The organism is Pseudomonas sp. GW821-FHT09C09 (genome assembly GCF_059418105.1).
This window is the reverse complement of the sequence record NZ_JBWKPF010000007.1, coordinates 273,449-299,989: the sequence shown is the minus strand read 5'-3', so window position 1 is coordinate 299,989 and position 26,541 is coordinate 273,449. Positions and strand designations below refer to the sequence as shown.

General features: G+C 60.5%; 24 protein-coding genes. 10 read left to right on the top strand and 14 right to left on the bottom strand.

The features are described 5' to 3' along the window. Positions 1-58: 58 nt before the first annotated feature. Together AC07NR_RS22600 and AC07NR_RS22595 are read left to right on the top strand one after the other, a co-directional pair. Positions 59-2,416, top strand: a complete 2,358-nt coding sequence (locus AC07NR_RS22600) for a fimbria/pilus outer membrane usher protein (protein WP_495079507.1) — start codon at positions 59-61, stop codon at positions 2,414-2,416. Next, positions 2,413-3,384 (top strand): Csu type fimbrial protein, encoded by a 972-nt coding sequence (locus AC07NR_RS22595; RefSeq protein ID WP_423203848.1) that lies wholly within the window; start codon positions 2,413-2,415, stop codon positions 3,382-3,384. The genes AC07NR_RS22600 and AC07NR_RS22595 overlap by 4 nt, the downstream gene beginning before the upstream one ends. A 5-nt stretch (positions 3,385-3,389) precedes the next feature. Here AC07NR_RS22595 and AC07NR_RS22590 read toward each other — a convergent pair whose 3' ends face one another. After that, on the bottom strand, positions 3,390-4,142 hold the full coding sequence (locus tag AC07NR_RS22590) for an anti-sigma factor family protein (RefSeq protein WP_119428030.1): 753 nt from the start codon (positions 4,140-4,142) through the stop codon (positions 3,390-3,392). Continuing rightward, a complete protein-coding gene (locus AC07NR_RS22585; RefSeq protein ID WP_495079546.1) occupies positions 4,139-4,645 on the bottom strand; it encodes an RNA polymerase sigma factor in 507 nt (168 codons plus the stop codon). Before AC07NR_RS22585 ends, AC07NR_RS22590 begins: the two co-directional genes overlap by 4 nt. Positions 4,646-4,919: 274 nt before the next feature. On the opposite strand from AC07NR_RS22585, the gene AC07NR_RS22580 reads away from it, so the two are divergent. From AC07NR_RS22580 to AC07NR_RS22560, 5 genes are all read left to right on the top strand, one after another. Beyond that, complete coding sequence (locus AC07NR_RS22580) at positions 4,920-6,482, top strand: amino acid adenylation domain-containing protein (RefSeq protein ID WP_495079545.1); 1,563 nt, start codon at positions 4,920-4,922, stop codon at positions 6,480-6,482. Continuing rightward, the gene (locus AC07NR_RS22575; protein ID WP_495079506.1) at positions 6,479-7,813 is read left to right on the top strand and encodes a hypothetical protein; all 1,335 of its coding nucleotides are present in this window, start codon (positions 6,479-6,481) and stop codon (positions 7,811-7,813) included. The genes AC07NR_RS22580 and AC07NR_RS22575 overlap by 4 nt, the downstream gene beginning before the upstream one ends. 46 nt (positions 7,814-7,859) lie before the next feature. Further along, complete coding sequence (locus tag AC07NR_RS22570) at positions 7,860-8,624, top strand: enoyl-CoA hydratase-related protein (protein WP_495079505.1); 765 nt, start codon at positions 7,860-7,862, stop codon at positions 8,622-8,624. Between the two features lie 122 nt (positions 8,625-8,746). Next, positions 8,747-9,841, top strand: coding sequence for a catalase family peroxidase (locus AC07NR_RS22565; RefSeq protein WP_495079504.1), 1,095 nt, complete (start codon positions 8,747-8,749; stop codon positions 9,839-9,841). Continuing rightward, positions 9,838-10,383 (top strand): cytochrome b, encoded by a 546-nt coding sequence (locus tag AC07NR_RS22560; RefSeq protein ID WP_248741083.1) that lies wholly within the window; start codon positions 9,838-9,840, stop codon positions 10,381-10,383. Before AC07NR_RS22565 ends, AC07NR_RS22560 begins: the two co-directional genes overlap by 4 nt. 9 nt (positions 10,384-10,392) lie before the next feature. Here AC07NR_RS22560 and AC07NR_RS22555 read toward each other — a convergent pair whose 3' ends face one another. Both AC07NR_RS22555 and AC07NR_RS22550 read right to left on the bottom strand, forming a co-directional pair. Then, on the bottom strand, positions 10,393-11,601 hold the full coding sequence (locus AC07NR_RS22555) for an MFS transporter (RefSeq protein WP_495079503.1): 1,209 nt from the start codon (positions 11,599-11,601) through the stop codon (positions 10,393-10,395). Positions 11,602-11,750: 149 nt separating this feature from the next. Next, positions 11,751-12,902, bottom strand: coding sequence for a M14 family metallopeptidase (locus tag AC07NR_RS22550; protein WP_248743216.1), 1,152 nt, complete (start codon positions 12,900-12,902; stop codon positions 11,751-11,753). Positions 12,903-12,999: 97 nt separating this feature from the next. Here AC07NR_RS22550 and AC07NR_RS22545 point away from each other — a divergent pair, with 97 nt between their 5' ends. After that, entirely contained in the window at positions 13,000-13,218 is a 219-nt protein-coding gene (locus AC07NR_RS22545) for a hypothetical protein (protein WP_134827404.1), read from the top strand. Between the two features lie 151 nt (positions 13,219-13,369). Here the strand turns inward: AC07NR_RS22545 and AC07NR_RS22540 are convergent, their stop codons facing one another. Continuing rightward, positions 13,370-13,708 (bottom strand): DUF6124 family protein, encoded by a 339-nt coding sequence (locus tag AC07NR_RS22540; RefSeq protein ID WP_114884082.1) that lies wholly within the window; start codon positions 13,706-13,708, stop codon positions 13,370-13,372. A 129-nt stretch (positions 13,709-13,837) separates the two neighbouring features. Between AC07NR_RS22540 and AC07NR_RS22535 the strand changes: the two genes are divergently transcribed. Further along, a complete protein-coding gene (locus AC07NR_RS22535) occupies positions 13,838-14,494 on the top strand; it encodes a LexA family protein (protein ID WP_495079502.1) in 657 nt (218 codons plus the stop codon). Positions 14,495-14,533: 39 nt separating this feature from the next. On the opposite strand, the gene AC07NR_RS22530 is transcribed toward AC07NR_RS22535, so the two are convergent. Genes AC07NR_RS22530 through AC07NR_RS22515 form a run of 4 tightly spaced genes read right to left on the bottom strand, consistent with a single transcriptional unit; the run spans position 14,534 to position 20,095 of the window. Further along, the gene (locus AC07NR_RS22530; protein ID WP_495079501.1) at positions 14,534-16,483 is read right to left on the bottom strand and encodes an acetyl/propionyl/methylcrotonyl-CoA carboxylase subunit alpha; all 1,950 of its coding nucleotides are present in this window, start codon (positions 16,481-16,483) and stop codon (positions 14,534-14,536) included. Next, positions 16,483-17,298: a gamma-carboxygeranoyl-CoA hydratase gene (locus AC07NR_RS22525; protein WP_085745947.1), complete on the bottom strand. Its 816-nt coding sequence runs from the start codon at positions 17,296-17,298 to the stop codon at positions 16,483-16,485. Before AC07NR_RS22525 ends, AC07NR_RS22530 begins: the two co-directional genes overlap by 1 nt. 13 nt (positions 17,299-17,311) lie before the next feature. Next, the gene (locus AC07NR_RS22520; protein ID WP_007951515.1) at positions 17,312-18,919 is read right to left on the bottom strand and encodes a carboxyl transferase domain-containing protein; all 1,608 of its coding nucleotides are present in this window, start codon (positions 18,917-18,919) and stop codon (positions 17,312-17,314) included. Positions 18,920-18,931: 12 nt separating this feature from the next. Then, entirely contained in the window at positions 18,932-20,095 is a 1,164-nt protein-coding gene (locus tag AC07NR_RS22515) for an isovaleryl-CoA dehydrogenase (protein WP_085712435.1), read from the bottom strand. 201 nt (positions 20,096-20,296) lie between these two features. Between AC07NR_RS22515 and AC07NR_RS22510 the strand changes: the two genes are divergently transcribed. Further along, positions 20,297-21,994, top strand: a complete 1,698-nt coding sequence (locus AC07NR_RS22510) for an AMP-binding protein (RefSeq protein WP_495079500.1) — start codon at positions 20,297-20,299, stop codon at positions 21,992-21,994. Positions 21,995-22,066: 72 nt separating this feature from the next. On the opposite strand, the gene AC07NR_RS22505 is transcribed toward AC07NR_RS22510, so the two are convergent. From AC07NR_RS22505 to AC07NR_RS22485, 5 genes are all read right to left on the bottom strand, one after another. Next, complete coding sequence (locus tag AC07NR_RS22505; RefSeq protein ID WP_495079499.1) at positions 22,067-22,426, bottom strand: DUF6124 family protein; 360 nt, start codon at positions 22,424-22,426, stop codon at positions 22,067-22,069. 88 nt (positions 22,427-22,514) lie between these two features. After that, positions 22,515-22,880 (bottom strand): DUF6124 family protein, encoded by a 366-nt coding sequence (locus AC07NR_RS22500; protein ID WP_495079498.1) that lies wholly within the window; start codon positions 22,878-22,880, stop codon positions 22,515-22,517. A gap of 1,057 nt (positions 22,881-23,937) precedes the next feature. After that, positions 23,938-24,837 carry a hydroxymethylglutaryl-CoA lyase gene (locus AC07NR_RS22495; RefSeq protein WP_495079497.1) on the bottom strand — a complete coding sequence of 300 codons (900 nt, stop codon included), beginning with the start codon at positions 24,835-24,837 and terminating at the stop codon, positions 23,938-23,940. A gap of 149 nt (positions 24,838-24,986) precedes the next feature. Further along, complete coding sequence (locus AC07NR_RS22490) at positions 24,987-25,385, bottom strand: MerR family transcriptional regulator (RefSeq protein ID WP_085648263.1); 399 nt, start codon at positions 25,383-25,385, stop codon at positions 24,987-24,989. Positions 25,386-25,440: 55 nt separating this feature from the next. Next, the gene (locus tag AC07NR_RS22485; protein WP_011334997.1) at positions 25,441-26,385 is read right to left on the bottom strand and encodes a LysR family transcriptional regulator; all 945 of its coding nucleotides are present in this window, start codon (positions 26,383-26,385) and stop codon (positions 25,441-25,443) included. Positions 26,386-26,541: the final 156 nt, after the last annotated feature.

Genomic DNA, 26,541 nt, shown 5'->3' with positions numbered 1-26,541 from the left:
GCCGACGGGCAACAGCGGTTTCAGGAGGAACCAGTCCATTGACGGACGAAACACGCTAATGAGCCCGGGATGGGCTCGCCGTATTCAGCGTCCGTTGTGGCTTGTCACCGGCGCGTGTTGCCTGATGTTCATTCATCCATCCGGGGCCGGCGAACTGCCGCCGCCTCCCAGCGGCATGGAGGCCGTCAGCGATGCTCAGTTGTTTCTGGAACTGGTGGTCAACCAGATGAATACCGGACGCGTAGTGGCAGTGGAGCAGCGCGGCGGGCGGTTGTTCCTGCCGGCCAGTGTATTGCGCGACACCGGCATGACACTGCCCGAGAGTGCCGGCGCCGAAGTCGATCTCGACGGCCTGCCGGGGCTTCACAGCGACTACGACAGCGTCGGCCAGCGACTGCTGCTCGACGTGCCGCCGGACTGGCTGCCGGAGCAGTTCATCGGCAATCGTCAGGTCTATCCACGTACCCCGGCGCTGAGCAGTTTCGGCGCTTTGTTGAACTATGACCTGTACCTCAACGACACCGATGATGCCGGGACTTATCTGGCGGCATGGAACGAGGTGCGGGTGTTTGACAGTTGGGGCACGCTCTCCAACACCGGGCAGTACCGGCGTACCTTGTCGGGTGATTCGGTCAGCACGCTGAGTAACGGTTATTTGCGCTACGACACCACGTGGCGTTACTCCGACGACGAGCGGATGCTGACTTACGAGGCGGGGGACGTGGTCAGCGGCGCCTTGCCGTGGAGCAGTTCGGTGCGTCTGGGGGGCGTGCAGTTCTCCCGGGATTTCGCGGTGCGCCCGGATCTGGTGACCTATCCGCTGCCGCAGTTCGCCGGTGAGGCGGCGGTGCCGTCCTCGGTGGATCTGTTCATCAACGGCTACAAGTCCAGCAGCACCGATTTGCAACCGGGCCCGTACACCCTGACCAACATCCCCTTCATCAACGGTGCGGGCGAAGCCGTGGTGGTGACCACTGATGCGCTGGGTCGGCAGGTATCGACCACCGTGCCGTTCTATGTCACCAGCAGCCTGTTGCAGAAGGGCTTGAGCGATTTCTCGATCAGCGCCGGTACGCTGCGTCGCGATTATGGGCTGAAGGATTTCAGCTATGGGCCGGGCGTGACATCGGGCAGCCTGCGTTATGGCATCAGCGACAGCTTCACGCTGGAAAGCCACGCCGAAGCAGCCGATTCACTGACCCTCGGCGGCCTCGGCGGCAATCTGCGGCTGAGCAATTTCGGGGTGCTCAACAGTGCGATCAGCCAGAGCCGTTTCGACGGTGACGGTGGTCAACAATACAGCCTCGGTTATCAGTACAGCGCCCAGCGTTTCAGCTTTTCCTGGCAACGGTTGCAACGGCGTGACCAGTACGCCGACCTCACGGTGGTCGACAGTCCTTACACCAGCCTCAGCAAGCGCAGCGAGCAGGCGACCCTGAGCCTCAACCTAGAGCGCTGGGGCAGTCTGGGTGTCGGTTATTTCGATATCCGGGCGGCGGACGATTCCCGCACGCGGTTGCTCAACCTGAGCTGGAGCAAGCCGTTGTGGCGCAACAGCAGTTTCTACCTGTCGGCCAACCGCGAAATCGGCGACGCCAACTGGGCGGTGCAGGCGCAACTGGTGATCCCCTTCGACCTGCGCGGCAGCCTGGCCATCAGCAGCGAACGCAGCAAGACCGGGCAGACTCAACAACGCGTCAACTACAGCCGCGCCGTACCGTCCGAGGGCGGGGTGGGCTTCAACCTCGGCTACGCCAACGGTGACGGTCCTGATTACCGTCAGGCTGACGTGACGTGGCGACTGCAATCGGTGCAGTTGCAGGCCGGTGTCTATGGCACTTCGGACGCCGAAACCCGCTGGGCCGATGCCAGTGGTTCGCTGGTGTGGATGGATCACCAAGTGTTCGCCGCCAATCGCATCGACGATGCGTTCGTGGTGGTCAGCACCGACGGTTATGCGGATGTTCCGGTGCGCTACGAGAACCAGCAGGTCGGCCAGACGGATCGCAACGGCCATTTGCTGGTGCCCTGGAGCAGCGCCTACTACCGCGGCAAATACGAAATCGATCCGTTGAACCTGCCGGCCAACGTGCGCAGTCCGAATGTCGAACAGCGCATTGCCGTGCGTCGAGGCAGTGGCTATCTGCTGGAGTTTCCGCTGAGCCGGGTGATTGCCGCGAGCATCGTGCTGGTGGATGCGCAGCAGCAGGAGTTGCCGCTCGGCAGCGGCGTGCTGCATGAGGAGAGTGGCACGCGCACGGTGGTGGGCTGGGATGGGCTGGTCTATCTGGAAAACCTGCAGGCGCAGAACTCGCTGAGGGTGACGCTGGTCGATGGCAAGACCTGTCAGGCGCAGTTCAAAGTTGACCTGCAACAGGATCAGATCCCGCTGATCGGGCCGCTGGTGTGTCAATGAATCTCATGCGGATGTTCCTTTGGCTGGTACTGATGCTGCCGGGAGCTGCGCAAGCAGTGTGTTCGGTGGTCACGACCACACCGGCCGGGTTCGGCACGATCAGTTCGATTGCGGTACGCACCACGTCGCAACCGAGCTCCACGCTCAACGGCGGGTTGAGCTGTACAGGTTCGCTGTTGTCGCTATTGGCCAACAACGATCACTTCTGGGCCACGGTAACCTCCACCCAGAGCGGCTTGCTCGGGCCCACTGGCGATGTCATCGGCTACACGATCTACGCCAACAACAGCACCAGTTACCCGCTGACCCGCGGCACTGCCTACGACTTCGCCCGTAACGGCATCATCGATGCGCTGGGGTTGCTCAATGGCACGGTGCCGAAAACCGTGCCGCTGTACTTCGGCACAACGATTGGCAGCAATGTGGCAGCCGGGGTGTACACCGAGACCCTGAGCATTTTCTGGAACTGGAATTACTGTTCGGGCATCGGGGTCGGCGGACTCTGCCTGGGCCGCGATATCAACAGCGGCACCACGACCCTGACGGTCAACCTGACCGTGTCCAACGATTGCACCATCACCGCGCCCAACATCGCTTTCGGCAGCGCACCGGTGATCAGTGCGTTTACCCCGGTGACCGGGCAGACCATCAATCTGGCGTGCACCAAGGGCAGCGCCTACACCGTGGGCTTGGGCGACGGGCAGAATCCAGTGAGTGCGGGCGGGCGGCGACGGATGATCTCGGGCAGTAACTATCTGGCCTACGATATTTTCAAAAGCGCCGGCACCACCCGCTGGGGCAGTGTCGGCGCAGCACGTCGGGCCAGCACCGATGCCGAGGTCAATCCCGGCAATGGCCTGGGCACCGGCAGCCAGATCTTCAACTACAACGCGAAGATCTACACCGACCAGACCACGCCGCCCGCCGGCACCTATCTGGACAATGTGGTGCTGGATGTCGGCTTCTGAACCGGTCAGAAGCGCTCGGTGTGCTGGAGCAACGGCGCCGCCGGGGTGTCGGTCGGACTGACCATTGCATAGTTGTAACCGTCGCCGGACCAGTACTCGGCCTGCAGATCCCCGTCGCGACGGCTACCCCGTGGCAGAAAGGTGTTTTTCGGCCCTGGCGGGCGCACGTAGAAACTGACCTTGTGCCCGTTTTGATCCTCATACATGACCATCGCTGCCGGGCCTTCATCGGTACTCAGCAGGCGGCCGCTGACCGGTTGAAACCCGGCTGCCGTCAGGTCCGGCAGACGGTTGGCCTGCGTGAAGTAGCGGTCGAGCCAGCGCTGCATGTCACCTGCGCCGCCGTCCTTGTAGTCCGCCGGCAGGATCCCTTGCTGAGCGATCAGACGGTACGCCTGCAGGGCATCGCTCATCGGCGCTATCGAGCGCACGAGGGTCATTTCCCGGGCCTGCCAGCCACTGACGCCACCGAGGCTGACCGCTATCAGCAACACGGCCGCGCTGGCCCAGCGTCGGCGTGATCGATGCTTGAGCCGCTGGCGGATCAGCGCCGGGTCCAGATCCGGGTTGGCCGGTTGCTGCAATGCGCCACCGAGGGCCGCGCGCAGGTGCTGGGCATCCTGTTGCCAGGCGCGGATCAATGCGGCGTCTTCCGGGTGGCTGGCCAGCCAGTTTTCCAGCACACGCCGGTCGGCGTCGCTGAGCTGGTGGTCGATGTAGGCGTGCAAATCACGCTCGCTGGGGGGCAGGCTGATCATTTGAGTATCCGCAAGGAAGGGCTGCTGATTTCGCCGTCGCTGAGCTGGCGCAAAGCCTGGCGGGCGCGGGACAGGCGCGACATCACGGTGCCGGTGGGGACGTCGAGAATCTCGGCGACCTCCTTATAGGTCAAGCCTTCCACCGACACCATCAGCAGCAGGGCGCGCTGTTCGGTGGGCAGGCGATCGAAGGCTTGCAGGGTCGATCGGGCAATGACGGTGCGCTCCACCGAGGGTTCGGCGTCATCACGGCCAGTGAAGAATTCGAGCATTCGGGCATAGCGCCGGGAGCGCCGGTGCGCATCGAGGAACTGGCGGTACAGGATCGAAAACAGCCACGCGCGCAGATCGCCCTCGGCGCGCTTGTCAGCCCAACTGGAGAGGGCACGCTCGAGGCTGGCCTGGACCAGGTCGTCGGCGCTGCTGGCGTTGCGCGTCAACGACACGGCAAAGCGCCGCAATCGGGGGATCACTTCGCGAAGTTGTTCGTCGAGGATGTTCATGGCAGGGGGCATGCTCTGGCTCAGAAGCGCGGTGGTCATAAGGAGAGACGCCTCTCGACACAGCTTATTCCATCCTGCGGGCTGAAAGATTTTATAACCCGCTATGTAGGAAAACTCACCGCATCTTGTAGTCCGTGTAATGGATTCAAATTTCCCGGCTCAACCCGTCCGACACGCGCAAACAACCATCGAAACAGCCTGACGGCGGCCGGTGGCTGATTTGGCTGGAACGACAATTTGAGCAATAGGAAAGTTTGAGATGCATGCAATCGCAATGGGTACCCCGTTTACATCTTCGGTCGAGTCTGACGCTTGGCGTCAGTACGGATGCGGTCCGGTGGTCGAGCCTGGATTCTCGTTGATCCATCGCGCAATTGAAGAGCAGGCTGCGGCTCACCCGCAGAATCTGGCCGCGTGTTTTCAGGGGCAAACCCTCACGTACGGTGAACTGAACCGTCAGGCCAACCGGCTGGCCACAGCGCTGAAGGCTCATGGCGTGGTGCCTGGTGATCATGTCGCTTTGTTTGTCGAGCGCTCTATCCCGATGCTGGTGGGCATGCTTGCCGCATTGAAGGTAGGGGCCGCCTATATTCCACAACATGTTGGCATAACGCCTGCGACTCAATTGCGCCACATCATGGAAGTCGCCTCGACGCGGGTGGTGCTGACGCTTTCCACACTGGCGCCTGCCATTCCCCTGACGGCGGGGCAGCAATGCATCCATCTGGACGCGTTCATCGATTCGCCAGGCTCGATCGCCGATGACTTGAACGTGGGGAGTGGCGCGCCCTCCGAGGATGCGCTGTGCTTTGTGTTGTTCACGTCCGGCACGACCGGGCAACCCAATGGCGTCAGGGTTACCCAACGCAATGTCTGCAATATTCTGCTGACCGCTCCCGGCAATCTCGGTATGCGGCCGGGTTTGAAAGTCGGCCAGATCCTCAACATCGCTTTCGACATGGCGGCCTGGGAAGTTCTGGGCTGCCTGGCTCATGGCGCAACACTGATGATTCGCAGCAAGGACATCGCCGAGACGGCCGAGCAATGCGATGTGTTGATCGCAACGCCATCGATTCTCGCCACGCTGGACCCCGCGCGCTGCAGTCAGGTGAAGGTGGTAGCCCTTGCAGGCGAACCCTGTCCTCAGCCGTTGGCCGATCGCTGGGCGTCCTTTTGCAATTTTTATAACGCCTGTGGGCCCACCGAAACCACCATCATCAACACCCTGCAGCATTACAAGGGCACGGGCCGGTTGACGATCGGAAAACCGACGCCGAACAACACGGTTTATGTGCTGGATGAAGCGGGGCAATTGTGCGGGCCGGGCGAACAGGGCGAGATGTGGGCCGGTGGCGATTGTGTGACGGCTGGCTATCTGGGCAACCCCGCACTGACTGCTGAACGCTATCGTCTCGATCCGTTTCTGGGGCAGGGACGCATGATGTTTCGCACCCGCGATCTGGGGCGCTGGACCGATGAGGGCGAACTGGAGCACCTGGGACGTGTGGATGATCAGGTGAAAGTCAGGGGCTTTCGGGTCGAGCTGGATTCGGTGTCGGCCGCACTGGAGTCGACACCGGGTTGTGAGCGCGCCGTCACATTGAAGTTCGATAACCGCAATCTGGTGGCTTTCGTCTATCCCGCTTCCACGGACGTCGATGCGGCACGACGCCGTTGCGAAGAGCGTCTGGCCTATTACTGCGTTCCTTCGATGATTCTGCCGGTCGATGAAATTCCACTGACCTCGCGGGGCAAGGTCGACAAACGCCTGTTGCTCGAGCGAGCGCAGGCGCACCACGCACAGCGTGTCGCCGCCGAACAGGAGGCGGTGCAATGAGTGGCCTGGACACAGGCGTCACCTTGCCCGAGCCACGTGCGTTATGGCGACGTCTGGGCACGTTGCCGCTGTTTTCCCATTACAACCGGCTGGTCGCGCTGGTGTTGATCTGCAATTTCGTTGCGCTCGGGCATGGATTGACTGCCGGACAGTGGTGGTCAGCGTCGGGAAGCGATCTGGAAGTGTTGTCGCAACTGGTGCTGATCAACTTGTCGATGGCGATCCTGATACGTCAGCAGTACCTGATCAACATACTGTTCTGGCTGGCCACTCGTGCACCTACGACCTGGCCTTTGGCAATTCGTCGGTCTCTGGCCAAGGTCTATCACTTTGGGGGGTTGCATAGTGGTGGAGCGATGGCGGCGATTGCCTGGTTTATCGCGCTGTTCGGCTCGCTGGTCTGGCAACGGATCGAAGGCGTAGGTGGGGTTTCGCTGACGCTGTTGGCGATCAGCGGCACGTTGTTGGGGTTGTTGTTGCTGATGGCGATCATGGCGATGCCAGGGATTCGTTCGCGCTTTCACAACGGTTTTGAACGTACACACCGTTTTGCCGGTTGGGCTGCCTTGCTGCTGTTCTGGGCCATGACGCTGGTGTTTGCCCGTGACCGCAATCCAGCGACGGATCTGACACAGGTGTTGCTGACGTCTGTGTCGTTCTGGATGCTGCCGGTGCTGACGCTCAGCATTGCGTTGCCCTGGCTGCGTCTGCGCAGGGTGCCGGTGACGTTGGTCAAACCCTCGTCACACGCGGTCATTGCCCGCTTCGATCACCATACGCCGTTCGCTGGATCCTCAACTGCAATCAGTCGCAATCCGCTGTGGGAATGGCATTCCTTTGCGAATATTCCTGCACCAGGCGAGCGCGGTTTTCGTTTGATCATTTCCCGGGCGGGTGACTGGACAGGCGAACTGATCGAGCAACCGCCAACCCATGTCTGGGTCAAGGGCATCACCACCGCCGGGGTCGCCCGTATCGAAACCCTGTTCAAGTCAGTGGTTTATGTCGCCACTGGCAGCGGGATCGGCCCGGTTTTGCCGCATCTGTTGGCGGGGCAGGTGCCCATTCATCTGATCTGGTCGACTCGCAGTCCGCGAAAGACCTACGGCGATGCGCTGGTCGATGAAATTCTTCAAGCCCAACCCGATGCCCATATCTGGGACACCGATCTGTTGGGCAAGCCAGACCTGGTGGCGCTGGCTTACTCAGCTGTTCAAAACCACGGCGCGGAGGCGGTGATTTGCATTTCCAACCAGACGTTGACGGAGCGTGTGGTCAAGGAAATGGAGGGGCGGGGCATTCCGGCCTACGGTGCGATCTGGGATTCCTGACGGGCGTATTACCGTTTTCCTTCCCCTTACATAGAAAGAGACTGCGATGAATATATTGATCGAAAGACTGGATCGCGTGGTGTTGATCCGCCTCAACCGGCCCCAGGCCCGGAACGCACTCAGCACACAATTGATGCGCGAGCTGCTGAAAACCCTGCAAGCACTGGATGACGATCCTGGGGTCGGGTGTTTCCTGATCACCGGTACGAAGGATTACTTCGCGGCAGGCGCCGACATCAAGGAGATGTACGAAAAGTCTTGTCTGGACATGATTCGGGAAGATTACTTTGCCGGTTGGGACGCGTTCGCCGCGCTGCGTACTCCGAAGGTCGCGGCAGTCGCGGGGTTTGCCTATGGCGGAGGGTGTGAGTTGGCAATGATGTGTGACGTAATTGTGGCGGCCGAGTCCGCAACGTTCGGTCTGCCTGAAATCACCTTGGGAGTGATGCCGGGCATGGGTGGCACGCAGCGTCTGACTCGTTTGATCGGTCGTGCAAAAGCCATGGACATGATTCTCACGGGCCGCTCGATGTCCGCTCGTGAGGCGGAACAGTCAGGTCTGGTATCGCGGGTGATCGCCACCGAGCATTTGCTCGAAGAAGGATTGGCGGTTGCACGGCGGATTGGCGGCTTCCCTCGCACCGCGACACGGGCCGCGCGGGAGGCGGTGGACCGGGCCAATGAATCAGGGTTGCGCGAAGGCCTTCTGTTCGAGCGACGTTCGTTTCACGGCTTGTTTGCCACACCCGGCCAAAAGGAGGGCATGCAGGCATTTCTGGAAAAGCGCGAGCCACGGTTTGATCTGATGTAGCTGGCCCCGGAGGTGGGCTCGCGCGTCACTGCGTGAAAGAAACTACAGTTCAAAGGGAATAAACCTACGAGGCGTGCGTCTCATAGCACCTTTCCCTATGGCCGATGGCCCTGGAGTCTTTCATGGTTGATCGCAGCTCACCGCCCGGCGGGCCACAACGCCCGCCTCTAAGTGCCGCGAGCCTGGTGTTGCGTCTCGGCGGTATCGCCGTGGTTGTCGCAGCCGTGGCCGGGGCGTTTGCCTACGTTCACGGCTACTTTGACCCACAACGACTGACGCCCAAGGCGTTGGTCGATGTGCTGGAAAAGAACAACGGCGTGCATCCTGGGTTTCGTCGCAATCACGCCAAGGGTGTTTGCGTCATCGGCCATTTCGAAAGCAGTGGCGAGGCGCGTCCTTACTCTGTCGCGCAGGTGTTCAATGAGCCACGCACTCCGGTCGTCGGGCGATTCGCGCTGCCGGCGGGTAATCCTTATGCACCGGACAGCGCCGTACCGATTCGCAGCCTGGCGCTGCGTTTCACCCAGGCCAACGGCCAGCAGTGGCGCACCGGGATGAACAGCATGCCGGTGTTTCCGGTGGGCACCCCGGAAGCGTTCTATCAGTTGCAGCAGGCGCAGTCGCCGGATTCGGCGACCGGCAAACCCGATCCCGCCAAAGTCCCGGCATTTTTTGCTGCCCACCCTGAAGCCGTGCCGTTCCTGACCTGGGTGAAGACGGCCAAACCTTCGGCCAGCTACGTGACCGAGACTTACAACAGTGTCAACGCGTTCTATCTGGTCGACGCGAGCGGCAAGAAGCAGGCCGTGCGCTGGAGCATGGCGCCGCTGACGCAGGATGCAGCGGGAGCTACGGCTCCGGAAGGTAGCGACTTTCTCGAAAAAGACTTGGTGCAACGTCTGGCCGAGGGGCCGCTGCGCTTTCAGCTGAACATCACGTTGGCCAACGCTGACGATCCGGTGAACGACGCGAGCAAGGTCTGGCCTGCCGGTCGCAAAATGCTGAACGCCGGCACCCTGGTGCTGGAAAAGACCCAGCCGCAACTCAGTGGCGAATGCCGCGACATCAACTACGACCCACTGGTCCTGCCCGCCGGGATTGAAGGTTCCGACGACCCGTTGCTTGCCGCTCGTTCAGCCGGTTACGCCGATTCCTACCTGCGCCGCACCAGCGAAGTCAGTCAATTGCCCACTGGCAAGCAGGAGGCACGCCCATGAGAACGCCACCGACACATTTCAATCCGCTGGCGCGGCTGCTGCACTGGATGATGGCAGTCATGATCATTGCCATGTTGTTCATCGGGGCCGGCATGGTCACTTCGGTGTCGGCGCGGCATGAATGGCTGATCAACCTGCACAAACCGCTGGGTATCGCGATCCTGTTGCTGGTGATCGTGCGCATTCTGGTGCGGCTGGGCACGCGTCAGCCGCCGCTGCCGGAAGATCTGCCGGGCTGGCAGGTGATGGCAGCCAAGGCGTCGCACCTGTTGCTGTACGCATTGATGCTGGTGTTGCCGCTGCTGGGCTGGGCGATGATCAGCGCGGCGGGCGATCCGGTGATGCTTGGCCATTCGTTGCAGTTGCCGTCAATCCTGCCGGCGGATGCCCAGGTGTTTGCGCTGTTGCGCAAGGCGCACGGTTATCTGGCGTATCTGTTGTTTCTGACCGTGCTGCTGCACCTGGCGGCGGCGCTGTTCCATGGTTGGGTGCGCCGCGACGAGGTGCTCGACAGCATGCTGCGGGGACGCAATCGCAACTGACCGCAGACGTTAATCCGGCGTGGCGAGTGTGCACATCTGCTCGCCACGTTTTTGCGGTGCCAATGTTCGCCACCAATACAGCAGCGCGATGATGTTGATTCCAGCACCGAGCCAGCAGACGCCCGGCCATCCTGCCCAGGCGTACATGGCCGTCGAGGCGATGGAGCCCAGGGCGCTGCCAATCGAGTAAAACAGCATGTAGCCGGCGGTCAGTCGGCTCTGTGCCTCTGGGTGGACGCTGTAGATCATGCTCTGACTGGTGACATGCACAGCCTGCAAGCCCAGATCCAGGGTGATCACCCCGAGCAACAGCGCCCACAACGAGGATTGGGTAAATGCGATCGGCAGCCACGAACCGAGCATCAGCAGTAGGGACAGGCCGCTGACCCATTGCCCGAGACCTCTATCCGCCAGGTGTCCGGCTCTTGCGGCGGCCAATGCGCCAGCCGCGCCGGCCAGTCCGAACAATCCGATTTCACTGTGGGAAAGCGACAGCGGCGGGGCGGCCAACGGCAAAACCATTGGTGTCCACAGGACCATGGCACTGGCGAAGGTCAGCAGGGCCAGAATCGCCCGTTGCCGCAGCACTGGTTCCTCTCGAAACAGGCTGAACACCGAGGTAATCAACGCGGCGTAGGACGTTGCCGGTTGTGGGTTCTCGTCCTTGGGCAGTACACGAAACAACAACAGCGCCATGATCAGCGTCAGCCCCGCCGACAACAGATAAATCGCCCGCCAACCGGCCAGATCCGCCATCCCGCCCGCCACGGTGCGTGCGAGCAAAATGCCGACCACGATGCCGCTGGTGATCACGCCGACGACACGACCGCGTTGCGCCGGGATGGCCAGAGTTGCAGCGTAGGCCACCAGCACTTGAGTGACGACGGCGAGCAGACCGGTCAGGGTCATGCCGATCAGCAGCCAGATGCTGTTGGTTGCCAAGGCGATCATCAGCAATGCTGCGGCCGACAGCAGGGTTTGCGTGACAATCAAGCGTCGGCGGTTGAGCAGATCGCCGAGTGGCACGAGCAAAACCAGGCCGACGCCGTAGCCAACCTGGGTCAGCGTGATGACGATGCCGATGCTCGCGGGCGACAGGTTGAAGGCGTCGGCCATGGCGTCCAGCAACGGTTGGGCGTAATACACGTTGCCCACGGCCAGGCCGCAGGCGATGGCGAACAGCAGTACAACACTGCTGCCAAGATTTTGCGCGTTCATGTCCTGATTCCTTTTCTGGTTTCAAATGGAAACTGGAATGACGGTAGATAATCTGGTTTTGTTTTGCAACTTGATTGGGTGAAAGTGCAGCGCAAAAAAAAGATCGCAGACAGGGCTGCGATCTTTCATGGGGCGAGAAGCAGGGGGGATCAGCGCAGGGTGTCGACCATGTCGGCGATGGTGGTCAACACGTCCTTGCCCAATTGTTTCGAGCGTTGGCCCGACCAGCCGGTGAGCGGGTTCGGCGCGTCGTCGTGATCCTTGAACGGCATCTCCAGGGTCAACGACAGGCAGTCGAATTTCTGACCGACGCTGTTGCAGGCCAGGGTCATGTTGGCCTGACCCGGTTCATCGCGGGTGTAGCCGTACTTGGTCTGGAAGTCTTTAGTGGTGTGTTTCAGGTGGCTGCGGAAGTGCTCTTCGAGTTTCTCGATCCGTGGCGTATAGCCCGGATTGCCTTCGCAACCGGCGGTGAATACGTGGGGAATTTCTTCGTCGCCGTGTACGTCGAGGAACAGATCGACGCCGTACTTTTCCATCTGCTGCTGTACGAAAAGGACTTCCGGGCTGACTTCCTGACTGGCGTTCTGCCAGGCGCGGTTCAGGTCCTGGCCCATGGCGTTGGTGCGCAGATGGCCGTGGAAGGCGCCGTCCGGGTTCATGTTCGGCACCAGGTACAGATCGGCACTTTCCAGCAGCTTGTTCAGCACTGGATCGTTGTGATGTTCCAGACGCTCGATCACGCCCTCCATGAACCACTCGGCCATGTGTTCGCCGGGATGCTGCTGGGCGATGATCCAGATCTTGCGTCGGCCTTCGGCGCCGGTGCCTTTGCGCAGCAGCTGGATGTCGCGGCCTTCGACGCTTTTGCCAGTGGCCAATAGTTCAGTGCCGGCCTTGGTCAGCGCTTGCTCGATCAGCCAGTCATGACGGCCACGGCTGTAAGGTTCGAAGTAGGCGAACCAGGCGTGGGTCTGCTCGGCTTCAAGGCAGAAGCGCAGGCTGTCGCCTTCGAATTGGGTCGGAATGCGGAACCAGTTGACGTGGTCGTAGGAAGCGACGGCCTGATAGCCGGTCCAGGCCTTGTTGTAGGAGGACTGGCTGGCATTGACCAGGCGGAACCAGTGTTCCTGATGAACATGCAGGCCGCTGGCCTTGAAGTGGAACCACTGGAAATGGGCGCTGCGGGTATCTGGCCGAATTGCCAGAACCGGGTTGAGCGGGTTGCTGATGTCGATGACTTGGATGTTGCCGCTGTCGAAGTTGGCGCTGATGTCGAACGAAGATTTGGCCACGGTCATAATCGGTTCCTGAATATGATTTTTATGGCGGCTACTTTACACGCAAGACAGGGGTGAAACCGAGGGAAATTGCGGGGTGTGGCGGGGGGCGTCTTCCATGACGCGGGTGCAGCTTAGTAGCTGTGCGATTGATTCTCAAGTGCTAATTGGCATTACTTTTCCCCAATGCGGACGGGGTTCCCTTGCCAAGCGATATTCTTTTGATATTATCCGCGCCACCGAATTTGCAGCACCCAAAGACTTCATTAGCCTGAAGCCACAAGCCAGAAAACTGGCAAAAAAAAGACCCGGCAAAAAGCCGGGTCAAAAACCGTGATTAGCCTGATGAGGAGATAGTCCAGAAGACCGACCTAAGGTCTCTGGTCCATCGACTGATCTCGCGACCAGTTGCTTGCAATAATAATCATTATCATTTGCAAGTCAAACGTTTTTATCTGCGCGATTGGAAAATTCTTTCCTGTCCGTCTTCAGCGAACACCGCCATCAAGCGAGTGATCAACCATCGCCCGTGCCATGTCCACCATGTGCACGACCGAAAACGCCAGATCCCGACTGACGCCCTGCAAGCCGTCTGCAGCCTTGAATGCCGTGGCCGCCGCACACCGCAGCAAGTCCGAGGCGTGGACCAGGGATTCTTCGCCACTCAAATTACTGTTCACGCCGAAAAAACGTTCTTCCACTTCCTGTTCTGACACAGCCGGTTTCAAGTAATAGTCCAATGCCCGCTGTGCGGCAGCGCAACCCTGTGGAGACTTGAAAGTGGTATCCATTTGAAGGTCGGGCAGGTCGTTGCTGGTGATATTCATGGTGAAAGGTCACTCCTTGGTCGATTCAAATCCGTGACTCAAGAATAGTACCTAGAGTATTTGTGACCAGAATTTAAATACTACAATATGTGTTTTGCCGGCCGAAGGCGGGCACGTATGGTGCCGCACATGGATAAATGGATTGAGTTGGTCAAGGCCAAAATGAGTGAACTCAACGTCACTCAAGTCGAGCTCGGCGAGCGCGTCGGCATGTCTCAGGGCGGTATCGGCCATTGGCTGAACAAACGCCGTGAGCCCGGCATCACGCAGATGAACCGCGTGCTGAAAGCGCTGGGTATGGAGTATCTCGAAGTCGCGGTGGTGATACGCGAACCGCAAGTCGACAAGGACGACGAAATGCCGCTGGCGCAGAAGTACAACCCTTACTTCCGCTACCCGGTCAGCGACTGGAAAACCCCGATCGAGGCCCGTGAAGCCCAACCGGCGTATTCGAGCGGCAAGGACAAGCGACGTTTCGAACTGACGGATTACCACGCCCGTGGCCCGGCGTTCTGGCTCACGGTAGTGGGCAACTCGATGACCGCGCCCACCGGGCAAAGCATTGGCGAGGGGATGATGATCCTGGTGGACCCGGCGCTGGAGGCAGAACCCGGAAAACTGGTGATCGTCCAATGGCCGGACAGCGATGAAGCGATTTTTCGCAAACTGGTCGAAGAGGGCGGCCAGCGTTACCTGATGCCGCTCAATCCCACCTGGCCGAAGGCCTTGTTTACCGACGAGTGCCGAATTATCGGTGTCGTGGTTCAGGCATCGGCCAAATACTAGTCAGATCGATCCTCGCCAGGCGTAGGATCGATCCACCTCTCAAGCGTCTTCCAGCTCGACCAGTGCGCTGCCTTCGCTGACCATTTCGCCTTCCTGGCAATACAGCGCCTTGATCACGCCGGCATGGGGCGCGCGGATGCTGTGCTCCATCTTCATCGCTTCCAGCACCACCAGTTGTGCTCCGGCTTCAACCGATTGCCCGGCCTCCACCAGAACCCGCACGATGCTGCCATTCATCGGTGCAGTCAGACCGCCCTGATGACTGTTGCTGGCTTCGACAGCGCTGATCGGATCGTACGTTTCAACGCGCCGCAACTCGCCGTCCCATTGCAGATACTGAACCTCTCCACGACGAATCGCCCGCAGCTGTCGACGCAGCCTGTCGTGCTCGATCACCAGTTGCTCGCCGATCAGTTTTGCACTGTCGCCAGCACCGAGCGTCAACGCCCGATCCTGCCCCTCGCAGCTCAAATGCAACGTGATTTCCCGTGGCAGCCCCGCGCGCAAACCGCTGTGAAGCGCCCAAGGCGAAGCCGGATCATCCGCCCGAGCCGCCCCCGGCAAACTCTGCGCAAACGCCTGCGCCGCCGCATCCCAGAACTCATCGCTCAGCGCAGCAGGCGCGGGCAGCAGTTGCTCCTGATAGCGCGGAATGAACCCGGTATCCAGCTCCGCCGCCGCAAACGCCGGATGACCGATAATCCGCCGCAGGAAGTTGATGTTGGTCTTCAGCCCGCCAATTGCGAACTCATCGAGCATACTCAACAGCCGCAAACGCGCCTGTTCACGATCCTCGCCCCAAGCGATCAGCTTGCCGAGCATCGGGTCGTAGAACGGGGAAATCTCATCGCCTTCCTCAACGCCGCTGTCCACACGGCGCCCCGGTCCTTCGGCGGATTCGCGATACAGCTCCAGACGCCCGGTAGCCGGCAAAAAGTCATTCGACGGATCTTCCGCATACAACCGCACTTCAATCGCATGCCCGTTCAATGGCACCTGATCCTGAGTGATCGGCAACGTTTCGCCACGGGCAACGCGAATCTGCCAGGCCACCAGATCAAGGCCGGTGATGGCCTCGGTGACCGGGTGCTCGACCTGCAACCGCGTGTTCATCTCCATGAAGAAAAACTCGCCGCGCGCATCCAGCAAAAACTCCACAGTACCGGCGCCAACATAACCGATGGCCTGCGCCGAACGCACAGCCGCTTCACCCATGGCCCGGCGTAATTCCGGACTCAGACCCGGTGCCGGAGCTTCTTCAACGACCTTCTGGTGCCGGCGCTGGATCGAGCAGTCACGCTCATTCAGATACAGGCAGTTGCCGTGCTGATCGGCGAACACCTGGATTTCCACGTGACGCGGCTTGAGCAGGTATTTCTCCACCAGCATCCGCGAATCGCCGAACGACGACTGTGCTTCACGCTGGGCCGAAGCCAACGCTTCAGCCAGTTGGCTGACGTCTTCAACGACCTTCATGCCCTTGCCGCCACCGCCAGCCGTGGCCTTGAGCAGCACCGGGTAGCCGATGCGCTCGCAAGCATCGCGGAACGTGTCCAGATCCTGGGCCTCACCGTGATAGCCGGGCACCAGTGGCACGCCGGCAGTTTCCATCAGGGCCTTGGCGGCGGATTTGCTGCCCATCGCATCGATGGCCGAGGCAGGCGGGCCGAGGAAAATCAGGCCGGCGGCTTCAATGGCGCGAGCAAAACCAGCGTTCTCCGAAAGAAAGCCGTAACCCGGATGAATCGCCTGAGCGCCGCTGGCCTTGGCCGCTGCGATCAGTTTGTCGATTTGCAGGTAACTGTCGGCCGCTTTGCTGCCGCCCAGATCGACGCGGATATCCGCTTCACGGCTGTGCCGCGCTTCACGGTCGGTGGCGCTGTGCACGGCAACGGTGGTCAGGCCCAGTGCCTTGGCGGTGCGCATGACCCGGCAAGCGATTTCGCCACGGTTGGCCACCAGCAGGGTAGTGAGAACAGGTGCGCTCATCAACGCGGCTCCTTGGTGGTGGTTGCGGCTTGCCAGCTCGGCGGACGTTTCTGCAGAAAGGCCCGCAGACCTTCCTGGCCTTCCGGGCTGACGCGGATGCGGGCGATGGCGTTTTCGGTGTAGCGGCGCAGGGCCGGGGTCAGCGCACCGTTGCCGACTTCACGCAGCAGATCCTTGCTGGCGCGCATGGCGGCGGGGCTGTTGAGCAGCAGGTTGTCGATCCATTGTTCGACTTTCTGTTCAAGCTCGGTCGCCGGATAGCTCTCGGACAACAAACCGATTTCCCGCGCCCGCTGCCCGCCGAAACGCTCGGCCGTCAGCGCATAACGCCGTGCTGCGCGCTCGCCGATGGCCTGCACCACGAACGGACTGATCACCGCTGGCGCAAGACCGATGCGCACTTCCGACAGACAGAACTGCGCGTCATCGGCGCCAATCGCCATGTCGCAGCAACTGATCAGACCCAGCGCGCCACCGAACGCCGCGCCTTGCACCACGGCAACGGTCGGGATTTTCAATTTGGCGAGGTTGTACATCAGCTCCGCCAGTTCCCGGGCGTCGTCGAGGTTGGTGTGGTAATCGAGTTCGGCCGATTGCTGCATCCAGGCCAGATCCGCGCCGGCGCTGAAGTGTTTGCCACGTCCACGCACCAGCAGAAAACGCAGGCTGGCGTCGCTGGCGACCTTGTCCAGCGCCAGGATCAGTTCGCGGATCATCTCGGCGTTGAACGCGTTGTTCTTTTCTTCGCGGCTGAGCCACAGGGTCGCGAAACCCCGTGGGTCGCTGTGCAATTCGAGGGTGTTGAAGTCGCTCATGAGGTTCTCCCGATCACATCCGGAACACGCCGAAGCGGCTCGGTTCGATAGGCGCGTTCAGCGACGCGGACAAGGCCAGGGCCAGTACATCGCGGGTCTGCGCCGGGTCGATGACGCCGTCGTCCCACAGTCGTGCGCTGGAGTAGTAGGGATGACCCTGTTCTTCGTACTGGTCGAGAATCGGTTGCTTGATCTCGCTTTCCTGCTCCGCACTGAACGCTTGACCGCTGCGTTCGGCCTGCTCGCGCTTGACCTGGACCAGCACGCCGGCCGCCTGTTCGGCGCCCATCACGCCGATCCGCGCGTTTGGCCACATCCACAGGAAACGCGGATCGTAGGCCCGCCCGCACATGCCGTAGTTACCGGCACCGAAGCTGCCTCCGATGATCACGGTGAATTTCGGCACCTTGGCGCACGCCACGGCGGTCACCAGTTTGGCGCCGTGCTTGGCGATGCCGCCGGCCTCGTATTTCTGACCGACCATGAAGCCTGTGATGTTCTGCAGGAACAGCAGCGGGATGCCGCGCTGGCAGGCCAGTTCGATGAAGTGCGCGCCTTTTTGCGCGGCTTCGGCGAACAGGATGCCGTTGTTGGCGAGGATCGCGATCGGGTAGCCGTGCAGGTGGGCGAAACCGCACACCAGCGTCGTGCCGAACAAGGCTTTGAATTCATCGAACACCGAACCGTCGACCAGTCGCGCAATCACTTCACGCACGTCGAACGGCTGTTTGGCGTCCGCCGACACCACACCGTACAACTCGTCGCTGGCGTACAGCGGCGCAATCGGCGCGCGCTGCTGCACTTCGCCGAGCTTGCGCCAGTTGAGGTTGGCGACGCTGCGGCGGGCGAGGGCGAGGGCGTGTTCATCGCTCTCGGCATAATGGTCGGCGACCCCGGAGATCTTGCAATGTACGTCGGCCCCGCCGAGATCCTCGGCGCTGACCACTTCACCGGTTGCGGCTTTCACCAGGGGCGGGCCCGCGAGGAAAATCGTCGCCTGATTGCGCACCATGATCGCTTCGTCAGCCATCGCCGGCACGTAGGCGCCGCCGGCGGTGCACGATCCCATGACCACGGCAATCTGCGGAATGCCCATGGCGCTCATGTTGGCCTGGTTGAAGAAGATTCGCCCGAAGTGCTCGCGATCCGGGAACACTTCGTCCTGACGCGGCAGGTTGGCGCCGCCCGAGTCCACCAGATAAATGCACGGCAGGCGGTTCTGTTGGGCGATGGTCTGGGCGCGCAGGTGCTTCTTCACGGTCAGCGGGTAGTACGAGCCGCCTTTCACCGTCGCGTCGTTGGCGACGATCATGCACTCGACGCCTTCCACGCGGCCGATCCCGGCAATCACGCCAGCGGCGGGCACGTCTTCGCCATACACGGCGTGGGCGGCCAACTGGCTGATTTCCAGAAACGGAGAGCCCGGATCGAGCAAGCGGTTGATCCGCTCACGGGGCAGCAGTTTGCCCCGCGAGGTGTGCCGTTCCTGAGCTTTCGCGCCGCCACCCTGAGCCACTTGGGCGAGCAGGGTGTGCAGGGCGTCGACCTGTTCGAGCATCGCCGCGCTGTTGGCGGCGAACTCCGCTGAACGAGGGTTGAGCTGGGTATGCAGGATAGCCATGGACAGCTCCGTTTAGCGGGTTTCGTTGAACAGTTCGCGACCGATCAGCATGCGACGGATCTCACTGGTGCCGGCACCGATTTCGTACAGCTTGGCGTCACGCAGCAGACGGCCGGCCGGGAATTCGTTGATGTAACCGTTGCCGCCGAGAATCTGGATTGCGTCGAGGGCCATTTGCGTGGCGCGTTCGGCGGTGTAGAGGATCACGCCGGCGGCGTCCTTGCGGGTGGTCTCGTTGCGCTCGCAGGCCTGGGCCACGGCGTAGAGGTAGGCGCGGCTGGCGTTGAGCTGGGTGTACATGTCGGCGACTTTGCCCTGGATCAGCTGGAATTCGCCGATGCTCTGGCCGAACTGCTTGCGGTCGTGGATGTACGGCACGATCAGGTCCATGCACGACTGCATGATCCCGGTCGGGCCGCCTGACAGCACGACGCGTTCGTAATCGAGGCCGCTCATCAGCACTTTCACGCCGCCGTTGAGCACGCCGAGGATGTTTTCTTCCGGCACTTCAACGTCATCGAAAAACAGCTCGCAAGTGTTGGAGCCACGCATGCCGAGCTTGTCGAACTTGTTGCTGCGGCTGAAGCCTTTCCAGTCACGTTCGACGATGAACGCGGTGATGCCGTGCGGGCCTTTTTCCAGGTCGGTCTTGGCGTAGATCACGTAGGTGTTGGCGTCGGGGCCGTTGGTGATCCAGGTCTTGCTGCCGTTGAGCACGAAACGATCGCCGCGTTTATCGGCGCGCAATTTCATCGAAACCACGTCGGAACCGGCGTTTGGTTCGCTCATGGCGAGTGCGCCGACGTGTTCGCCGCTGATCAGTTTTGGCAGGTATTTGGATTTCTGTTCGTGGTTGCCGTTGCGGTTGATCTGGTTCACGCAGAGATTGGAGTGAGCGCCGTAGGACAACGCCACCGAAGCCGAGCCACGGCTGATTTCTTCCATCGCCACCACGTGCGCCAGGTAACCCAGGCCTGCGCCGCCGTATTCTTCCGGGACGGTGATGCCGAGCAGGCCCATGTCACCGAACTTGCGCCACAGATCGGCCGGGAACAGGTTGTCGCTGTCGATCTGCGCGGCGCGCGGGGCGATCTCTTTGGCGACAAAGGACTGAACCTGATCGCGCAACATGTCGATGGTTTCGCCGAGGGCAAAGTTCAGGGATGGGTAGCTCATGGGTCACCTTTTGGCTTTTTTGTGGGGCGGGGAGGGCGGCGGTTTGGCTCTCACCTTTACGTTAACGTAAGCCTGTGACGAATGGCTGTCAATCACCCTTTACGTTAACGTCAACTTGAGCGAGAGTAGGGCCAGTTCTGAACGGTCGGAGCTCATATGGCTCCGGTCCAACACCCACTAATAAAGACAATAGGGGTCGTCATGGATCAACCCAGTGCAAACCCGCAGCGCAGCTATACCCGTGGTTCCCAGGACAAAGCCTTGCTGGCGATGACCATCGGGCAGAAGTTCGACGAGACCGTCGCGCAGTACCCGGACGGCGAGGCGCTGGTGGTGCGTCATCAGCAGCAGCGTTACACCTGGCGGCAACTGGCCGATGCGGTGGACGTGCATGCCAGAGCGCTGCTGGCGTTGGGTTTGCAGGCCGGCGACCGGCTCGGCATCTGGGCGCCGAACTGCGCACAGTGGTGCATCACACAGTTCGCCACCGCGAAGCTCGGTGTGATCCTGGTCAACATCAACCCGGCCTACCGCAGCTCTGAACTCGAATACGTACTCAAGCAATCCGGCTGCCAATGGCTGGTCTGCGCTGGCGCATTCAAGAGCTCCAACTATCACGGCATGTTGCAAGGCTTGCTGCCGGAACTGGCCGAGCAATCCATCGGCGAACTGCGCAGCGAGCGCCTGCCGGAATTGCGCGGATTGATCAGCCTCGATCCGCAGCCGCCTTCGGGTTTTCTCCCGTGGTCGCAACTGGCAGATCTGGCCGCCAGTGTCTCTCCAGAACAATTGCGTGAACGCAGCGACAGCCTGCACTTCGATCAGCCCGTCAACATTCAGTACACCTCCGGCACCACCGGTTTCCCCAAGGGTGCGACCCTCAGTCACTACAACATCCTCAACAACGGTTACATGGTCGGCGAAAGCCTCGGCCTGACCGCCGCCGATCGCCTGGTGATCCCGGTGCCGCTGTATCACTGCTTCGGCATGGTCATGGGCAACCTCGGCTGCATCACCCACGGCAGCACGATGATTTATCCCAACGATGCCTTCGATCCACTGCTGACCTTGAACACCGTCGCCGAAGAAAAGGCCACCGCGCTGTACGGCGTGCCGACCATGTTCATCGCCATGCTCGATCAGCCGCAACGCGCCGAATTCGACCTGTCGACCCTGCGCACCGGGATCATGGCCGGCGCCACTTGCCCGATCGAAGTGATGCGCCGGGTCATCAGCGAAATGCATATGAGCGAAGTGCAGATCGCCTATGGCATGACCGAAACCAGCCCCGTGTCCCTGCAGACCGGGCCATCGGACGAACTGGAACTGCGCGTCACCACCGTCGGCCGCACCCAGCCGCAACTCGAAAGCAAAATCATCGACGAGGCCGGTAATCCGGTGCCACGTGGCACCATCGGTGAACTGTGCACCCGTGGCTACAGCGTGATGCTCGGCTACTGGAACAACCCGAATGCCACCGCCGAAGCCATCGACGCGGCGGGCTGGATGCATACCGGCGACCTGGCGAGCATGAACGACGAGGGTTACGTGTGCATCGCCGGCCGTAACAAGGACATGATCATCCGTGGCGGCGAGAACATTTATCCGCGTGAACTGGAAGAGTTCTTCTTCACCCACTTGGCGGTGGCGGACGTGCAGGTGATCGGCATTCCCTGCTCGCGTTACGGCGAGGAAATCGTCGCCTGGATTAAATTCCATCCCGGCCACAGCGCCACCGAACAAGAGCTGCAAACGTGGTGCAAGGAACGCATCGCGCACTTCAAGACGCCGCGTCATTTCAAGTTTGTGGAGGAGTTTCCGATGACGGTGACGGGCAAGATCCAGAAATTCCGGATGCGCGAGATCAGTATTGAGGAGTTGCGTAGCAACGAGGGCTGACACAGTTTCAACGTTCTATATCGATCAGAGCTTTCGAAGCCAGGGCGCGGACCCTGGCTTCGAAAGCAACGCTTATTGCTTCTCTTCTATATTTTCCAACGCCTGATTAACTGCCAATTCCCCCAACATCACCACTTGCGCAATGCCCAACAGGGTCTTGCGGTTCGGCCCTTCCAGCAGGCCGGCAAAGTCACCGAGCATGACCGTGGCTGACGCGAGGGATTCGCAGGCGTTGGCCAGCAAGGACTCCGTGTCGGTTTGCGGGTTGACCATGAACATGTCGTTTGGGGTGTAGGGCGTGGCCATGATCCGGGCTGCGGGGGTCAGGTAATAGTCGAGGGCGCGTTCGGCCGCGTCGTGGAGTTTTCTTGAATCGGGAAACTCATAGGGGGACACCGGATCTTCTAACGGTGGAATGACGGTCGTGGACATCAGCTAAAACTCCGGACAAGAGTCGCTTGAGAATTTGTGTAGACGGCTGCCAGGCAGTGAGGGGACAAGCCCCTCACCGAGGCGGCAACTACCGCGAGACGTGATGGTTATCCAGCACACGATTGACCAGCAGCTCACTCAGCATGATGACCTGCTGCAGAATCTGCATCGCCTTGCGCTGCGACGGGTCGACGGTGTCGCCAATATCCCGGGCCATGTCACTGGCCGACGACAGCGTTTCGCACGCTTCGACCAGCAGCGTTTCGTCATCCACCGTTGGATTGACCAGATAGATCCTGCCGGGCTTGCGCGATGGCTTGGACGTCTTCTGTGCCCCAGGATCGAGGTAATGATTGATAGCCCGCTCGGTTGCCGTTTTTATGTTTTCGGCTTCGAGTGTGGCGTCGTAGGGAATTGAATCGGTTTCTGGCGGGTTTGGTGTGGCTTTGAACATACGTGAAACTCCTATCGCAGACTTCAAGGAGCCATCACCCACGCTACCAAACGATGGGTGGCGGCCATACGCGGGTTGGTAGACCGGCTGCAATAGGAACCCGGCGCTCACGAATGAGCCCCACGCATGACCACCATAAAACAGAGCCCCCAAAAGGACCTGCATACGGTGTTGCCATACAGCTATTACAGACGGGCTACCAAACCCGATCACTGTTTTTCAGTGACAGGGAAACGATATAGCCCACCCCATAGCCGCGTAAGCCGGCGGATTCTGGCGTACGCGTAGGCAACGACGCAAGGTGTTGTAGCCCTTATGGCGTAACGGTTCGTGTATTTTAAACGCCCGTGCGCCGTCGTGTTTACACACAGCGAAAGCCGTGAATCCTTAGTGATTTAGATGGGGTTGCCAGCATGTGAGTGGCTGGAAGTCGAGGCGCGTGAAACCATGCAGAGTGAGCGCTTATAGGAAAATCGAGATGGGGGGAGGAGATCCGTCGCGGACAATTTCAGAACGCCAGACAGCACAAAGGGGAGCCGAAGCTCCCCTTTAATTTTGTCGTCGCGTGCTCTTTTTTATTATTGAGGGGCGGTCTGTTGTTGTTTTTGGCAACCGTGGCCCTTTACCGCTGTTTTTGGCGACCCCCATCCGGGGTCAAGAGCAAACGTATTTTTTTGAGCGCTGATCTGCTTTCTCGTCTAGCGATCCAACCGATTCGGGAGCTACCTGAAGGTAGTTTTATTGTTCTCTGCCCGGTTGCGGGTCATTCCGAGGAACACCCTGAAAAGCACACCTTCTCCAAAAAAATCTGTTAGCTGCGTCTCTGCCGTGTTGTTTTTGTTATGTCAGAGTCGGTACGTCTTATTTTTATTGGTTTGCTGCTTTTTATTCTTGTTATGCCATAGAGATAGCAGAAGCCGTGCCAACTTTTAAAAATCCTTGTAAATCAATGGTTTGGGTTTTTTGAAGGATTTTTCCTTCAGGCAAAACCAGACAATTTGTTTCCGTGTTACTCGCCTATGCCCACGTTTCGGACACAGCGGTAACACCTTCGCCCTCACTGTGCGCTACGGGCCTTGGCCACGCGCGAGCCGGTCGGGCGACCCAGCACGGCACTGATCTGTTGGCCAGCGGCAATCAAGGCGTCGAGGTCGATACCGGTCTCGATGCCCAGGCCGTTGAGCAGGTACACCACGTCTTCGGTGGCGACGTTACCGCTGGCGCCTTTGGCGTACGGGCAGCCGCCGAGGCCGGCGATCGAGCTGTCGAACACCGCGATGCCTTCCAGCAGGCTGGCGTAGATGTTGGCCATGGCCTGGCCGTAGGTGTCGTGGAAGTGGCCGGCGAGCTTTTCTCGCGGTACCTGCTTCGAAACCACTTCGAACAGACGGCGGGTGGCGCCTGCGGTGCCGGTGCCGATGGTGTCGCCCAGCGACACTTCATAGCAGCCCATCGCGTACAGCTCGCGGGCGACCATGGCCACTTGCTCCGGGGCGACCTCGCCTTCATAAGGGCAACCCAACACGCAGGACACGTAACCGCGCACGGTAACGCCGTGCTGTTTCGCCGACTCCATGATCGGCGCGAACCGCGCCAGGCTTTCGCTGATCGAGCAATTGATGTTGCGCTGCGAGAACGCTTCGGATGCCGCAGCAAACACCGCAACTTCCTTGACCCCGGCGGCCAGCGCATCTTCGAAACCGCGCAGGTTCGGCGCCAGTGCGCCATAGGTCACGCCGGGCTTACGCTGGATCTGCGCGAACACGTCGGCAGAGCCGGCCATCTGCGGCACCCACTTGGGCGAGACGAAACTGCCGACTTCTATATAGCCGAGGCCGGCGGTGCTCAATGCGTCGACCAGTTGCACCTTGTCGGCAACGCTGATGGGCTGGGCTTCGTTCTGCAGGCCGTCACGGGGGCCGACTTCGATCAGGCGTACTTGGGAGGGGAGGGACATGGCGTTGACCTGTGCTGATTGTCTGAACATTGCAAGTAAACCCTGTGGGAGCCAGCCTGCTGGCGATAGCGCCGGGCCAGTCGACATCTATGTTGAATGTGCGATGGCTATCGCCAGCAGGCTGGCTCCCACAGGGGATCGAGGTAGGCTTACTGGACGGATTGGCTCTTGAGCGTCTGCTCCAGCGCCTGCACACAGCGTTCTTCGGCGGTGTCGAGTTCCAGCTTCATCTGTTCGATGTCCAGCAATTGCTGCTCGAGCTGTTCGCGACGCTCGCTGATTTTCGCCAGCATGCTGTTGAGTTGTTTGGTGTTACCGCTGGACGGGTCGTAGAGCTCGATCAGCTCGCGGCACTCGGCCAGGGAAAAACCGATGCGCTTGCCCCGCAGGATCAGCTTCAGGCTGACCTTGTCGCGCGGCGAATAGATGCGTTCCTGGCCTCGGCGCTCGGGGCTGAGCAGGCCTTGTTCTTCATAGAAGCGGATCGCCCGGGTGGTGATGTCCAGCTCGCGGGCGAGGTCGGAAATGCTGTAGGTCTGGCTGCTCATGAAAGCGCTCGAAATAAGGTCTTGGCGCTAAGCTAATGGCAGGTTGACGTTTACGTCAAGTGGCGGGCGCCTGCAGCTTGTCGAGCTTCTTCTCGTGCGCCGTCACTTGCTGGCACAGCTCGATCATCTGCTCGCGCATCCAGCGGTTGGCCGGGTCCTGATCGGTGCTTTCGTGCCAGTACAAATGGGTTTCCACCGGCGGCACATCGTTGACCGGCAGATTGAACGCGTGCAGGTCGTGGCGACGGGCGAAACGTTCCGGCACGGTCATCACCATGTCGGTCTGCTGCAACACCTGAGACGCCATCAGGTAGTGCTGCGAGCGCAGGGCGATCTTGCGCTGGATGCCCATCTTGCCCAGCGCCAGATCGACATGGCCCAGGCCACTGCGACGGCTGGAAATATGAATGTGGGTCAGCGACAGGTAATCGTCGAGGGTGAATTTTTCCTTGGTCGCCAGCGGATGGCCCTTGCGCATCGCGCAGACGTAACGGTCTTCCATCAGTTTGACGTGGCGCACCTGCGGGTCGGTGTTGAGCGGCGCATCCACCGCGAAGTCGAGACGGCCGGCGGCCAGTTCCTTGGTGGTTTCCCGGCGTTTGGACAGGAAGCTCTCGATGATCACCGTCGGCGCCAGGCGACGCAGACGCTGGAACAGTGGCGGCAGAATCACCGCTTCGGTCAGGTCGGTCATGCTGATGCGGTAGGTCTTGACCGCTTGCGAGGGGTTGAAAATGCGGCTTTCCTGAACCGATACCCGCAGCAGCGACAGCGCGTTGCGCACCGGGCCGATGATGTTCTGCGCCATGGGCGTCGGCACCATGCCCTGGGCCGTGCGTACGAAGAGCGGGTCGTTGAAGGTCTCGCGCAACCGCGCCAAGGCGTTGGACACCGCTGGCTGGGTAATGCCGACAATCTGCCCGGCGCGGGTCAGGTTGGCTTCGGTATAGATCGCGTCGAAGACGATGAAAAGGTTGAGGTCGACCTTGCTCAGATTCATTACGCGGCTCTCTTTTTATAGGTGGATGGCGCGGGTCAGGGCGGCCAGGAAAATCAACCAATCATATATCGGTGATGAATGTTTATACACGCCGAGAATAGGCTAGGTAAATTATCAGCGCTGTTCTAGCATCGATTGCATGACCTAAACAACCTC